The following is a 13,865-nucleotide window of genomic DNA, read 5'->3' on the forward strand; positions in this document are numbered from 1 at the left end:
CGTTATACGGAGTGAGCGCGATCACGGCCACTGCAAGCACTTGTGAGCGTCATACCCGCGCGCCGCGTGCGCGCGGCCGCAACCAGGATCGCGATGGAACCGACCTTCCAACCCTCCCGTTCAGCTGTTCCCGTGCTGTCCGTCTCCGGTGTGGGCAAGACCTACGCCGAACCCGTACTCGCCGACGTCACGTTGACGCTCGTGCAGGGCGAGGCGCTCGCGCTGACGGGCGAGAATGGCGCGGGAAAGAGCACGCTGTCGAAGATCATCGGCGGGCTCGTCGACCCGACGGCCGGCACGATGCAGCTCGGCGGCCAGGCCTATGCGCCGGCAAGCCGCACGCAGGCCGAGGCGCTCGGCGTGCGCATGGTGATGCAGGAGCTGAACCTGCTGCCGACGCTGACGGTCGCCGAAAACCTGTTTCTGAATCGTCTGCCGCGGCGCTTCGGCATCATCGATCGCGCGCGGCTGCGCGACGATGCGCGTGCCGCGATGGCGCAGGTCGGGCTCGATGCGGTCGATCCCGATACGCCGGTCGGCGCGCTCGGGATCGGCCACCAGCAGATGGTGGAGATCGCGCGCAACCTGATCGGCGACTGCCGCGTACTGATCCTCGACGAACCGACCGCGATGCTGACCGCGCGCGAGGTCGAACTGCTGTTCGAGCAGATCGACCGGCTGAAGGCGCGCGGCGTCGCGATCATCTACATCTCGCACCGGCTCGAGGAGCTTGCCCGCGTGGCCGAGCGCGTCGCGGTGTTGCGCGACGGCCGGCTCGTGCATGTCGGCGACATGGCCGCGACGACGTCCGACGGGCTCGTCACGCTGATGGTCGGGCGCGAGCTCGGCGAGCACATCGACCTCGGTGCGCGCCGTATCGGCGCGCCGCGGCTCGTCGTATCGGGCATGACGCGCGGCACGGCCGTGCGCGACGTGTCGCTCGAGGTGCGCTCGGGCGAGATCTTCGGCATCTCGGGGCTGATCGGCGCGGGGCGCACCGAGTTGCTGCGGCTGATCTACGGCGCGGATACGCCGGACGCCGGGATGATCGCGGTCGGCGATCCGCTGAAGCCGGCGCGCATCGGCTCGCCCGTCGACGCGGTGAAGCACGGCATCGCGCTGATCACCGAGGACCGCAAGGGTGAAGGGCTGCTGCTGTCGCAGTCGGTCACGTCGAACGTGTCGCTCGGCCAGCTCGACCGTCTGGCGCGCGGCGGCATCGTCGACGCGACGCGCGAGACGGCGCTCGCCGAACAGCAGATCGACGCGCTGCGGATTCGCACGCACGGCGCCGCGCAGGCGGTCGGCGAACTGTCGGGCGGCAACCAGCAGAAGGTCGTGATCGGCCGCTGGCTCGCGCGCGACATGGGCGTGCTGCTGTTCGACGAGCCGACGCGCGGAATCGACGTCGGCGCCAAGTTCGAGATCTACACGCTGATGGGCGCGCTCGCGCGCGAAGGCCGCGCGCTGGTGGTGGTATCGAGCGACCTGCGCGAGCTGATGCTGATCTGCGACCGGATCGGCGTGATGTCGGCAGGCCGCATGACCGCCGTGTTCGAACGCGGCAACTGGACCCAGGATGCGCTGCTGGCCGCGGCGTTCGCCGGCTTCGGCCGCGAAGCGCTTCCGGACGGCGCGCGGCATCCGGATGCGCAAGGCGCGCCGCGCCCGGCCTCCGGCACTTCGACGACAGGACGACAGCAATGACCCAGCCTCCCGTATCCCCGAGCGACGCAGGCGCGCAGCAGACCGTGACGGGGCGCCGCGCGCGCACGCTGTCCGGCACGCGGCTCGGCGTGTCGAACTATCTCGGGCTCGCCGGCGCGCTCGTCGCGATGATCGCGCTGTTTTCGGCGCTGAGTTCGCATTTCCTGACCTACGATACGTTCAGTACGATCGCGAACCAGATCCCCGATCTCGTCGTGATGTCGGTCGGGATGACCTTCGTGCTGATCATCGCCGGCATCGACCTGTCGGTCGGCTCGGTGCTCGCGCTGGCCGCGTCGATGGTCAGCGTGGCTTCGCTGAAGTGGCAGTGGGGGCCGTTGCCGGCCGCGCTGATCGGGATCGCGGTCGCGACCGCGACGGGCTCGCTGACGGGCGCGATCACGGTCGGCTGGCGGATTCCGTCGTTCATCGTGTCGCTCGGCGTGCTCGAGGCCGCGCGCGGCGTCGCATACCAGCTGACGAATTCGCGCACGGCCTACATCGGCGACGCGTTCGACTTCCTGTCGAACCCGATCGCGCTCGGCATTTCGCCGGCGTTCCTGATCGCGGTGGCGGTGATGGTCGCGGCACAGTTCGTGCTCACGCGCACCGTGTTCGGACGCTATCTCGTCGGGATCGGCACGAACGAGGAGGCGGTACGGCTTGCCGGGGTTAACCCGCGTCCGTATAAAATCCTCGTATTCGCATTGATGGGCGCGCTCGCGGGGCTCGCGTCGCTGTTTCAGATCTCGCGGCTCGAGGCCGCCGATCCGAACGCGGGCGCGGGTGTCGAACTGCAGGTGATCGCAGCCGTCGTGATCGGCGGCACGAGCCTGATGGGCGGGCGCGGCTCGGTGATCAGCACGTTCTTCGGCGTGTTGATCATCTCCGTGCTGGCCGCGGGACTCGCTCAGATCGGCGCGAACGAGCCGACCAAACGGATCATCACCGGGGCGGTGATCGTGGTCGCGGTCGTGCTCGACACTTATCGCAGCCGGCGCGCGCGCGCCCGGTAGAACTATACGGAAAGCAGACCAGAGAGAAACGGGAAATGGCGACGATCAAGGATGTGGCGGCCATGGCGGGCGTGTCGTTTACGACCGTCTCGCACGTGGTGAACAATTCGCGGCCGGTGTCCGCGGATGTGCGTGCGAAGGTCGAGGGCGCGATCCGCGAGCTGAATTACGTGCCATCGGCCGTGGCGCGGTCGCTGAAGGCGCGCGCGACGGCGACCATCGGCCTCGTCGTGCCGAACAGCACGAATCCGTACTTCGCGGAGCTGGCGCGCGGCATCGAGGACCAGTGCGCGGCCAACGGCTATTGCGTGTTCTTCTGCAACTCGGACGACGATCCCGTGAAGCAGCGCAACTACCTGCGCGTGCTGCAGGAAAAGCGCATCGACGGGCTGATCGTCGCGTCGGCCGGCGAGGACGCGGTGCTCGCGCAGACGCTGGCGGACGCGCATGCGCCGCTCGTCGTCGTCGACCGCAACATCGAGGGGCTCGCGGCCGACCTCGTGCAGATCGACCACGAACGCGGCGCCTACCTGGCGACGCGTCACCTGCTCGAGCTCGGGCACGCGAAGATCGGCTGCATCACCGGGCCGACCGACACGGCCGTCAGCGCGATGCGCGTGCACGGCTTCATCCGTGCGATGGCCGAGCGCGGGATCGACATCGTGCCGGGGGCGATCGCGGAAAGCGATTTCTCGTGCCTCGGCGGCTACCACGCGGCCTCGCGGCTGTTCGAGTCGGTGCATCCCAGCGCGATTTTCGCGGGCAACGACCTGATGGGCGTCGGCGCGCTGCGCGCGGCGGCCGAGCGCGGCCTGCGCGTGCCGGACGACTGCTCGATCATCGGCTTCGACGACATCGAATTCTCCCGTTATACGTATCCGGCGCTGTCGACGGTCGGCCAGTCGGTGCGCGCGCTCGGCGAAATGGCCGCGCAAACGCTGATCGAGCGGATCGGCGGCGGTTCGACGGCCGCGCCGAGCCGTCGTCGCGTCGTGTCGCCGCGTCTCGTGCTGCGCGAATCGACGGCGATCTATCGCGAGCCGGCCGCGCCGGGCGCTCGCGCATGACGGCGCGTGCGGCAGGCACCGGCCGCGTGACGGTGGTCGGCAGCCTCAACATGGATCTCGTCGTGCGGGCGCCGCGGTTGCCGCTGCCTGGAGAAACGCTGGCCGGCCACGCGTACGCGCAGGCCGCGGGCGGCAAGGGCGGCAACCAGGCCGTCGCGGCGGCGCGGCTTGGCGCGCAGGTCGCGATGATCGGCTGCGTCGGCGCGGATGCGCACGGTACCGCGCTGCGGGCCGGCCTCGAGGCCGAACGCATCGACTGCTCGCGGCTCGCGACGAGCACGACGGCATCGACCGGTGTCGCGCTGATCGTCGTCGACGACGCGAGCCAGAACGCGATCGTGATCGTCGCGGGCAGCAATGGCGAAGTGACGACCGAAACGGTGGCGCGCAACGAGGCCGCGCTGGCCGCGACCGACGTGGTGATCTGCCAGCTCGAGACGCCGCCGGACGCCGTGTTCGCGGTGCTGTCGGCCGGGCGGCGGCTCGGTCGCATCGTCGTGCTCAATCCGGCGCCGGCCGTCGCGCCGCTGCCGGACGGCTGGCTGCCGCTGGTCGATTACCTGATTCCGAACGAAGTGGAAGCGGCCGCGCTGACCGGGCTGCCCGTGCGCAACCCGGCCGACGCGGAAGCCGCGGCGCGTGTGCTGCAGGCGGGCGGCGCGCGCAACGTGCTGATCACGCTCGGCGCGCGCGGCGTGCTCGCGCTGACGGCCGACGGCGCGGTGCGCCACTATCCGGCACCCGTCGTCAAGGCCGTCGACACGACCGCGGCCGGCGATACCTTCATCGGCGGTTTCGCCGCGCGCGTCGCTGCGGGCGAGGCCATCGATGCGGCCATCCGCTTCGCGCAACGCGCGGCGGCGTTGTCGGTCACGCGCGCGGGCGCGCAACCGTCGATTCCCACCCTCGCCGACCTGGCCGAACAGGGCTAGATCGCGCATCCCGGCCGGCGCGTGCGACGCCACGCGGCCGACCCTCTTTCCCCGGATGCCTGACCGCAATGCTCGCCACGCGCCGTCGCGTGACGAGCTGCGATGCTTCGCCCCCATTATTCATCGATATGTAATGAACTAACGAATTGGTGAAAAAAATGATGTGAATACCATCAAGCTGCGCAACATCCGGTCGTAAATACACCAGGACGAAACACTGTTTCGAAAAGCGGGCGTTGCCCGCCATGACGACGCAATACAGGAAGAATGATGGTGATCGGAAACCTGACGATACGTGCACGCATCGGTCTGACGATGGCGTTTCTCGCGGTCCTGCTGGCGGTGATCGGCATGCTGGGCGTGTACGGGATGACGCGCTCGAACGACGCGACGCGCGAGATTTTCACGAACCAGATGCCGAGCGCGGTCGACGTGGCCGTTGCCGAAATGTACGCGGCGCGCGAGCGCCTGGCGCTCGATCGCGCCGCACTGCTGGCCGGCACGCCCGACTCGGCTGCCGCGGTGGAGCGCAGCCGCGGGATGCGCGCGCAGTCCGACGCGTGGTGGCAAAAGTATCTTGCGCTGCCGCGCGGCCCGGAGGAAGACCGGCTGGCGCAGGACGTCGCCGCCAAGCGGCTGGCACTGCAGCGCAGCTGCGATGCGTTCGGGAGCATGGTCGCGGCAGGCGACCACGAGCGCATCGGTGAGGGCGCCAAGCAGTTGCAGGCGCTTTACAACGACCTCGCGACTGCCGGCGAAGCGCTGCGCAATTTCCAGTTCACCGACGGGCAGGCGGGTTTCGACCGCGCGGAATCGTTGTTCGAGACGCTGCGCATGCTGTCGATCGCGCTGCTGGCGGCGGGCCTGATCGCGGCGGTGCTGTCGTGGCTGACGCTCAGCCGCGCGATCGGCCGCCCGCTCGCGGACGCGCTCGCGCATTTCGACGCGATCGCCGCGGGCGACCTGCGCCGCTCGATCGTGGTGCATCGGCGCGACGAAATGGGCCAGCTCCTCGAGGGTCTTGCGAAGATGCAGCGCGGGCTGGTCGACACGGTGCGCACCGTGCGCGGCGGCAGCGAGTCGATCGCGACCGCGGCCCGCCAGATCGCCGCCGGCAATATCGACCTGTCGTCGCGCACGGAAGAGCAGGCGTCCGCGCTGCAGGAAACCGCGTCGAGCATGGAGCAGTTGACCGGCACCGTGAAGCAGAACGCGGAGAATGCGCGGCAGGCAAGCTCGCTGGCCGCGAACGCGTCGGAGATTGCAAACAAGGGCAACACGGTGGTTGGCCAGGTGGTCGGCACGATGGGAGAGATCAACGACAGTTCGGCGAAGATCGCGGACATCATCGCAATCATCGAGGGAATCGCGTTCCAGACCAACATCCTGGCGCTGAACGCGGCCGTCGAAGCCGCGCGTGCCGGCGAGGAAGGCCGCGGCTTCGCGGTTGTCGCGGGCGAGGTGCGCAGCCTCGCGCAGCGGTCGTCGAGCGCGGCCAAGGAGATCAAGGCGCTGATCGATGCATCGGTGGAGCGCATCCGGACCGGCTCGACGCTCGTCGACGAAGCCGGCCGCACGATGAGCGACGTGATCAGTGCGGTGCAGCGCGTGACCGACATCATGGGCGAGATCGCGGCGGCATCCGAGGAGCAGAGCGGCGGCATCGACCAGGTCGCGCGCGCGGTCGCGCAGATGGACGAGGTCACGCAGCAGAACGCCGCGCTCGTCGAGGAAGCGGCGGCGGCCGCGCAATCGCTCGATGAGCAGGCCGCGCGCCTGCGCGAAACGGCGTCGGTATTCCGGATCGACGACGACGCGGCCGCGCCGGTCGCCGCCGCTGCACGCCCGGTGCCGCGCGCGGTGGCCGCACCGGCTGTCGTGCCGGTTTCGCCGCCGGCGCCCGCGGTCGCGGCGCGCAACGAGCGCGACGCTGCGCCCAGGCACGCCGCGCCGGCACGCAAGCCGACGGCCGCCACACCCGCACCGGCGCTTGCGTCTGCCGGCGCCGACGACTGGGAAACGTTCTGATACGCGCGCGTCGCGCATCGATCCCCGCATCTATCCCCATTTGGCAGCACACGACGCCCGCGGCATGCGGGCGTCGTCGTTTCGACGACCGATCGAATGTGACGGCGCGCGTGAGCGTTCGCGCGTGGCCGCGCATCGAGCGTGCGCATCCGCGCTACGGGTATCTCCCGACGATGCGAAAAAAATTTGTAACGGTGCGCGCGAAGTGTCGTCGGAAACGCCTGTTCGAACGTATAGGGAGGAAGGGGAGAACGAAGGGCGCGGCGATGACGGAGAAGGTGTCCGGCGCACGAGATGTTCCGATGCTCGACAAGATGCGGCGGATGCAGTTTCTGCGGCTCGGGAGATCGATTGTAAAGCGTCGAAATGCGTTGCGCAGCCCGTGTTGTCGAGAATGACGAACTTCATACGAAGAGTTCGTGAAAAAAAATAAGAAAGGGTTTAGGATGAATTCGAACGCGCTTGCTTCTGCGCAGTCATAGAAGGCAGGCACGTCTTCAGACTCAGGCGAGGAGGTAGCATGGATATTTACAGCAGCTTCGCGAACCGCTTCGAAAAAACGCGAGAGGAAGAGTTCTCGCTGGAGGAGTATCTCGCGCTCTGCAAGAACGATCCGTCAGCGTACGCCACGGCAGGCGAACGCATGCTGGCTGCAATCGGGGAACCAGAACAAATCGATACCCGCAACGACCCGCGCCTGTCGCGGATCTTCGCGAACAAGGTTATCAAGGTTTATCCCGCGTTTCGTGAGTTCTACGGAATGGAGGAAGTGATCGAGCAGGTGGTCGCGTACTTCCGCCATGCGGCGCAGGGGCTCGAAGAGAAGAAGCAGATCCTCTACCTGCTGGGCCCTGTGGGCGGCGGCAAGTCGTCGATCGCCGAGCGCCTGAAGCAGCTGATGGAGCGCGTGCCGTTCTATGCACTGAAGGGTTCGCCCGTCAACGAATCGCCGCTCGGGCTGTTCGACTACGACGAGGACGGCCCGATCCTCGAAGAGCAATACGGGATACCGCGCCGCTACCTGAAGAGCATCCTGAGTCCGTGGGCGGTCAAGCGCCTGCACGAATACAACGGCGACATCCGCCAGTTCCGCGTGGTGCGCCGCTATCCGTCGATCCTTCGGCAGATCGGCATCGCGAAGACCGAACCTGGCGACGAGAACAATCAGGACATCTCGTCGCTTGTCGGCAAGGTCGACATCCGCAAGCTCGAACAGTACGCGCAGGACGACGCCGATGCGTACAGCTATTCGGGCGGCCTGTGTCTCGCGAACCAGGGCCTGCTCGAATTCGTCGAAATGTTCAAGGCGCCGATCAAGGTGCTGCACCCGCTGTTGACCGCGACGCAGGAAGGCAACTTCAAGGGCACCGAAGGATTCGGCGCGATTCCGTTCGACGGCGTGATTCTTGCGCACTCGAACGAGTCGGAGTGGAAGGCGTTCCGCAACAACCGCAACAACGAGGCACTGCTCGACCGGATCTTCGTCGTGAAGGTGCCGTATTGCCTGCGCGTGTCCGAAGAAATCAAGATCTACGAGAAGCTGATTCGCAATTCGTCGCTCGCCGAAGCCGTGTGCGCGCCGGGCACGCTGAAGATGATGTCGCAGTTCTCGGTGCTGTCGCGCCTGCACGAGCCGGAGAATTCGAGCCTGTTCTCGAAGATGCAGGTGTACGACGGCGAAAATCTGAAGGACACCGATCCGAAGGCGAAGTCGTACCAGGAGTATCGCGACTACGCGGGCGTCGACGAAGGGATGACCGGCGTGTCGACACGCTTCGCGTTCAAGATTCTGTCGCGCGTGTTCAACTTCGACACGAGCGAGGTCGCGGCGAACCCCGTGCATCTGATGTACGTGCTCGAGCAGCAGATCGAACGCGAGCAGTTCCCGCCGGAAACGGAGCAGAAGTACCTGTCGTTCGTGAAGGACGTGCTCGCGTCGCGTTACGCGGAGTTCATCGGCAAGGAGATCCAGACGGCATATCTCGAGTCGTATTCGGAGTACGGGCAGAACATCTTCGACCGCTACGTCACGTATGCGGACTTCTGGATCCAGGATCAGGAATTCCGCGATCACGACACGGGCGAGAGTTTCGACCGCGCGGCGCTGAATGCGGAACTCGAGAAGATCGAGAAGCCTGCCGGAATCAGCAATCCGAAGGATTTCCGCAACGAGATCGTGAACTTCGTGTTGCGCGCACGGGCGGCGAATGCCGGCAAGAACCCCGTGTGGACGAGCTACGAGAAGTTGCGCGTCGTGATCGAGAAGAAGATGTTCTCGAATACCGAGGAACTGTTGCCGGTCATTTCGTTCAACGCGAAGGGTTCGGCGGAGGAGCAACGCAAGCATGAGGACTTTGTGAACCGGATGGTCGCGAAGGGCTATACGCCGAAGCAGGTGAGGCTGCTTTGCGACTGGTACCTGCGCGTGCGCAAGTCGTCATGACGCGCGCGGTACCGCGCCCGTACGGCGAGTCCGTACGGGCACCTTCAGAGGCGCCGCCCGCATGACGGCACACGGCATGCGCGGCGAGTGCCCCGGCAGATCGACTTTCGAGCGGGAGACCGGGAGTGCTTCATCAAATCATCGACCGCAGGCTGGCCGGCAAGAACAAGAGCATCGCCAACCGCGAACGCTTTCTGCGTCGCGTCAAGAACTACATTCGTCGTGCCGTGTCCGACGCGGTGCGCGACCGTAGCATCAAGGATATCCAGAGCACGCAAAGCATCACGATTCCGCGCAAGGACATCGCCGAGCCGAATTTCCGGCACGCGCCTGGCGGGCGCCGTGAATACGTGCACCCGGGCAACGAAGACTACGTGCGCGGCGACAAGATCCCGCGCCCGCAGGGCGGCTCGGGCGGCGGCGGCAGTCAGGCGAGCAACGAGGGCGAAGGGCAGGACGACTTCGTGTTCGAGCTGTCGCGTGACGAATTCATGCAGTATTTCTTCGACGATCTCGAACTGCCGCGCCTCGTGAAGACGCACCTGCTGACGGTGCCGAGCTGGAAGAACGTGCGCGCGGGCTGGTCGGCGGAAGGCACGCCGAACAACATCGACGTCGTGCGCTCGCTGCGCAGCGCGCTCGGCCGGCGCATCGCGCTGGGCTCGCCGCTCGTCAACGAGTTGCGCGAACTCGAAGCGCAGCTCGAGGCGTTGAAGAGCGATCCGGAAGACCGCCGCGCGGAAATCGCGACGCTCGAGGCCGAGATCCATCACCTGAAAGGGCGCATCTGGCGAATCCCGTTCATCGATCCGTTCGACCTGCGCTACATCAACCGCGTGAAGCAGCCGCAGCCGTCGAGCCAGGCCGTGATGTTCTGCCTGATGGACGTGTCCGGCTCGATGGACGAGCAGCGCAAGGATCTCGCGAAGCGCTTCTTCATCCTCCTGTACCTGTTTCTGAAGCGCAACTACGAGCGCATCGAGGTCGTGTTCATCCGCCACCACACGCGCGCGGAGGAGGTCGACGAGGACACCTTCTTCCATTCGACCGAAAGCGGCGGCACCGTCGTGTCGAGCGCGCTCGAACTGATGCGCAAGGTGATGAACGAGCGCTACTCGCCGACGGAATGGAACATCTACGGTGCGCAGGCATCCGACGGCGACAACTGGACCGACGATTCGCCGAAGTGTCGCAAAATCCTGGAAGAGGATATCCTCACCAAGACGCGCTACTTCGCGTATATCCAGGTCGCGCCCGAAGAGCAGAACCTGTGGCTGGAATACGCGCAGCTCGCGCTGTCGCAACCGCATCTGGCGATGAAGAAAGTCGAATCGGCTGCCGACATTTACCCGGTGTTTCGCGAATTGTTCGAGAAGCAGGTGGAAATGTCATGACGACCCGCCATCTGCACAACGAGTCGCGCGGCTACGCGCCGCGCCCATCCGGCGACACCGCCGCCGGCCCTGCCGCATCGCAGCAAAGCGGCCGGGCCGAGCCGGCGCCGCCGGCCGCCGACTTGCCCGCTGCCGGGCAGAAGGAAGCGCGTATGAACGTTGCCGAACGCAAGCCGCTGCCGTGCCCGTCCGACTGGACGTTCGAACTGCTCGAGGAATACGACACGCACATCTCGCAGGTCGCGGAGCAATACGAGCTCGACATCTATCCGATCCAGCTCGAACTGATCAGCGCCGAGCAGATGATGGACGCGTACGCGTCGGTCGGGATGCCGGTCAACTATCGCCACTGGTCGTTCGGCAAGCACTTCCTCGCGACCGAGAAGAGTTATCGCCGCGGCCAGATGGGCCTCGCGTACGAAATCGTCATCAACTCGAATCCGTGCATCGCGTATCTGATGGAAGAGAACACGATGACGATGCAGGCGCTCGTCATCGCGCACGCGGCGTACGGGCACAACTCGTTCTTCAAGGGCAACTACCTGTTCCGGCTGTGGACCGACGCGCACGCGATCATCGACTATCTCGTGTACGCGAAGAACTACGTCGCCGAATGCGAGGAGCGCTACGGTCTCGATCGCGTCGAGGAATTGCTCGATTCATGCCATGCGCTGATGAACTACGGCGTCGACCGCTACAAGCGGCCGCAGAAGCCGTCGTTGTCGAAGGAGGCCGCGCTGCGGCGCGAGCGCGAGGCGTATCTGCAGTCGCAGGTCAACGAGCTGTGGCGCACGCTGCCGGGCAAGAAGCCCGAGTTGATGGAGGAGCAGGAGGAACGCTATCCGCCGGAGCCGCAGGAGAACCTGCTGTATTTCGCGGAGAAGAACGCGCCGCTGCTCGAGCCGTGGGAGCGCGAGGTGATCCGCATCGTGCGCAAGATCGGCCAGTACTTCTATCCGCAGCGGCAGACGCAGGTGATGAACGAAGGCTGGGCGACGTTCTGGCACTACACGCTGCTCAATACGCTGTACAACCAGGGCAAGCTGGAAGACGGCTTCATGATGGAGTTCCTGCATTCACACAGCAACGTGGTCTACCAGCCGCCCGTCACGAAGCCGTACTACAGCGGGATCAATCCGTATGCGCTCGGCTTCTCGATGATGAGCGACATTCGGCGCATCTGCGAGGCGCCGACGGAGGAAGACTACAAGTGGTTCCCGGAGATCGCGGGCACCCCGTGGCTGCCGGCGATGCACTACGCGATGCGCAACTTCAAGGACGAGAGCTTCATCGCGCAGTATCTGTCGCCGAATCTGATCCGCGAGATGCGGCTGTTCTCCGTGCTCGACGACGACATGCGCGACTCGCTCGAGGTATCGGCGATCCACGACGAGTCCGGCTACCAGTACGTGCGGCAGGCGCTGTCGCGGCAGTACGACATCCATCACCGCGAGCCGAACATCCAGGTGTGGGCGGTAAACACGCGCGGCGACCGCAGCCTCACGCTGCGCCACTTCATGACCGACAACCGCCATCTGTCGAACGACAGCGAGGAGGTGCTCAAGCACATGGCGCGGCTCTGGCAGTTCGACGTGTTCCTGGAAAGCGTCGACGAGGCCGGTACCGTGCGCAAGCGCTACGAGTGCCGCTACGTGCCGCCGGAGGTGCGGGTCTAGCCTCGCGCCGGAAATAGTTTGCATCGGACGCCAGCCTCGCGGCTGGCGTTTTCATATGGCGAACGCGCGGCCGGAGAAAATTTTTCTACATCCGGACGAACCCGGAAAGCCTGTTACTTTACATTTCGCTAAAATCCCGTAGCGCCGTGCGCCGGAACCGGTGCCACGTGCGACCGCACGCGGCGGCCCCCAGCCGTCTCGCCCAGAAAGCACTAAAAGGAACAGACCAACCCATGGACGTCCAGACCGACCAAGCTGCGCTGTCCGCGCATGACACCCGGCGGCGCGTGTTCGCCATCGTCGGCGCCTCGTCGGGCAACCTTGTCGAGTGGTTCGACTTCTACATCTACTCGTTCTGCGCGCTGTACTTCGCACCGGCGTTCTTCCCGAGCGGCAACACGACGACGCAGCTGCTGAACACGGCCGGCGTGTTCGCGGCCGGCTTCCTGATGCGTCCGATCGGCGGCTGGCTGTTCGGCCGCATCGCCGACCGTCATGGCCGCCGCACGGCGATGATGATCTCGGTGCTGATGATGTGCGGCGGCTCGCTCGTGATCGCGGTGCTGCCGACCTATGCGCAGATCGGCGCGCTCGCGCCGGCGCTGCTGCTGGTCGCGCGTCTGTTCCAGGGCCTGTCGGTCGGCGGCGAATACGGGACGAGCGCCACCTACATGAGCGAGGTCGCGCTCAAGGGCCGGCGCGGCTTCTTCGCGTCGTTCCAGTACGTGACGCTGATCGGCGGCCAGCTGTGCGCGCTGCTGGTGCTCGTGATCCTGCAGCAGGCGCTGTCGAACGACGAGCTGAAGGCCTGGGGCTGGCGCATTCCGTTCGTCTGCGGCGCGGCGGCCGCGCTGATCTCGCTGTATCTGCGCAAATCGCTCGACGAGACCTCGACGAGCGCATCGCGCGACAAGAAGGATGCGGGCACGATCCGCGGCGTGTGGCAGCACAAGGGCGCGTTCTTCACGGTGGTCGGCTTCACGGCCGGCGGCTCGCTGATCTTCTACACGTTCACCACGTACATGCAGAAGTACCTGGTCAACACGGCCGGCATGCACGCGAAGACGGCCAGCAACGTGATGACCGTCGCGCTGCTCGTCTACATGCTGATCCAGCCGGTGTTCGGCGCGCTGTCCGACAAGATCGGCCGGCGCACGTCGATGATCCTGTTCGGCACGTTCGCGGTGATCGGCACGGTGCCGCTGATGCATGCGCTGAAGACCGTGACGAGCCCGACGGCCGCGTTCGCGCTGGTCACGATCGCGCTCGCGATCGTCAGCTTCTATACGTCGATCAGCGGCCTCATCAAGGCCGAGATGTTCCCGCCCGAAGTGCGCGCGATGGGCGTCGGCCTGTCGTATGCGGTCGCGAACGCGATCTTCGGCGGCTCGGCCGAGTACGTCGCGCTGTGGTTCAAGTCGATCGGCAGCGAGGAAACCTTCTACTGGTACGTGACGGCGCTGTGCGCGATCTCGTTGATCGTGTCCTGGCGGATGCGCGATCCGAGCAAGGAAGGGTATCTGCGTCACGAACCGTGATCGACCGGGCAGCCTCGCGAGGCTGCCTGCATCGACCGGCAACGGGCAACGGGACGGCGCTCCG

Annotated in this window: 9 protein-coding genes; all 9 read left to right on the forward strand. The window is 66.0% G+C overall.

All coding sequences use genetic code 11. The annotated features are described in order from the left end of the window. Positions 1-93 precede the first annotated feature (93 nt). The gene (locus tag HW466_RS08980) at positions 94-1,707 is read left to right on the forward strand and encodes a sugar ABC transporter ATP-binding protein (protein ID WP_151005852.1); all 1,614 of its coding nucleotides are present in this window, start codon (positions 94-96) and stop codon (positions 1,705-1,707) included. After that, positions 1,704-2,723 (forward strand): ABC transporter permease, encoded by a 1,020-nt coding sequence (locus tag HW466_RS08985; protein ID WP_059449644.1) that lies wholly within the window; start codon positions 1,704-1,706, stop codon positions 2,721-2,723. The genes HW466_RS08980 and HW466_RS08985 overlap by 4 nt, the downstream gene beginning before the upstream one ends. A gap of 35 nt (positions 2,724-2,758) precedes the next feature. Then, a complete protein-coding gene (locus tag HW466_RS08990) occupies positions 2,759-3,790 on the forward strand; it encodes a LacI family DNA-binding transcriptional regulator (protein WP_059449645.1) in 1,032 nt (343 codons plus the stop codon). Continuing rightward, positions 3,787-4,722 (forward strand): ribokinase, encoded by a 936-nt coding sequence (gene rbsK / locus HW466_RS08995; RefSeq protein ID WP_174905431.1) that lies wholly within the window; start codon positions 3,787-3,789, stop codon positions 4,720-4,722. The genes HW466_RS08990 and rbsK overlap by 4 nt, the downstream gene beginning before the upstream one ends. A gap of 270 nt (positions 4,723-4,992) precedes the next feature. Beyond that, positions 4,993-6,750 carry a methyl-accepting chemotaxis protein gene (locus HW466_RS09000; protein WP_174905430.1) on the forward strand — a complete coding sequence of 586 codons (1,758 nt, stop codon included), beginning with the start codon at positions 4,993-4,995 and terminating at the stop codon, positions 6,748-6,750. A 520-nt stretch (positions 6,751-7,270) separates the two neighbouring features. Further along, positions 7,271-9,193 carry a PrkA family serine protein kinase gene (locus tag HW466_RS09005; protein WP_059449648.1) on the forward strand — a complete coding sequence of 641 codons (1,923 nt, stop codon included), beginning with the start codon at positions 7,271-7,273 and terminating at the stop codon, positions 9,191-9,193. Between the two features lie 125 nt (positions 9,194-9,318). Next, on the forward strand, positions 9,319-10,587 hold the full coding sequence (locus HW466_RS09010) for a YeaH/YhbH family protein (RefSeq protein ID WP_059449649.1): 1,269 nt from the start codon (positions 9,319-9,321) through the stop codon (positions 10,585-10,587). Beyond that, positions 10,584-12,263: a SpoVR family protein gene (locus HW466_RS09015; RefSeq protein ID WP_059449650.1), complete on the forward strand. Its 1,680-nt coding sequence runs from the start codon at positions 10,584-10,586 to the stop codon at positions 12,261-12,263. The genes HW466_RS09010 and HW466_RS09015 overlap by 4 nt, the downstream gene beginning before the upstream one ends. Before the next feature lie 233 nt (positions 12,264-12,496). After that, positions 12,497-13,801: an MFS family transporter gene (locus HW466_RS09020; protein WP_059449651.1), complete on the forward strand. Its 1,305-nt coding sequence runs from the start codon at positions 12,497-12,499 to the stop codon at positions 13,799-13,801. Positions 13,802-13,865: the final 64 nt, after the last annotated feature.

The sequence above is a fragment of the Burkholderia territorii genome (assembly GCF_902833055.1).
GTDB classification, from domain to species: domain Bacteria; phylum Pseudomonadota; class Gammaproteobacteria; order Burkholderiales; family Burkholderiaceae; genus Burkholderia; species Burkholderia territorii.

Coding starts and splice junctions, on each gene's coding strand:
- HW466_RS08980 (WP_151005852.1), top strand. CDS start 94: ATGGAACCGACCTTCCAACCCTCCCGTTCAGCTGTTCCCGTGCTGTCC.
- HW466_RS08985 (WP_059449644.1), top strand. CDS start 1,704: ATGACCCAGCCTCCCGTATCCCCGAGCGACGCAGGCGCGCAGCAGACC.
- HW466_RS08990 (WP_059449645.1), top strand. CDS start 2,759: ATGGCGACGATCAAGGATGTGGCGGCCATGGCGGGCGTGTCGTTTACG.
- rbsK (WP_174905431.1), top strand. CDS start 3,787: ATGACGGCGCGTGCGGCAGGCACCGGCCGCGTGACGGTGGTCGGCAGC.
- HW466_RS09000 (WP_174905430.1), top strand. CDS start 4,993: ATGGTGATCGGAAACCTGACGATACGTGCACGCATCGGTCTGACGATG.
- HW466_RS09005 (WP_059449648.1), top strand. CDS start 7,271: ATGGATATTTACAGCAGCTTCGCGAACCGCTTCGAAAAAACGCGAGAG.
- HW466_RS09015 (WP_059449650.1), top strand. CDS start 10,584: ATGACGACCCGCCATCTGCACAACGAGTCGCGCGGCTACGCGCCGCGC.
- HW466_RS09020 (WP_059449651.1), top strand. CDS start 12,497: ATGGACGTCCAGACCGACCAAGCTGCGCTGTCCGCGCATGACACCCGG.